Source organism: Fundicoccus sp. Sow4_H7 (genome assembly GCF_052115865.1).
GTDB lineage: Bacteria > Bacillota > Bacilli > Lactobacillales > Aerococcaceae > Fundicoccus_A.
Map to the genome: position 1 here is coordinate 1 of NZ_JBQKME010000041.1, position 317 is coordinate 317.

A 317-nucleotide genomic window follows, 5' to 3' on the forward strand; every position below is an offset into this window, starting at 1 on the left:
GGTTTCATCTAATGTGAACTCAATTGTATAACCCTCAGAATCTGCATCTGAATCCGCTGCATCATTATCGCCTGCATCTGGTGTAGTAAATTCATATTGCTCAGCTTGTTCTGCTGTTAAAGTGAATTTAACTTTGTAGTTGCCTGCTGTTAATTCATCAAATAAGTAGTAGCCAGTTTCGTCCGTTGTCGTTGTTGCGACTACAATACCTTCACCGTCTAATAATTCAACAGTTACTCCTGGTAATACTTCTGAATCATTTTGAACGCCATCTTTATCTGCATCTATCCAAACATAATCCCCAACTGCATATGTTT

General features: G+C 38.2%; 1 protein-coding gene. It reads right to left on the reverse strand.

Annotation, left to right across the window (positions count from 1 at the left end; genetic code table 11):
- Positions 1–317: SdrD B-like domain-containing protein (locus tag ACTQ54_RS12465; protein ID WP_441757260.1), on the reverse strand; the 317-nt coding region annotated here is incomplete at both ends.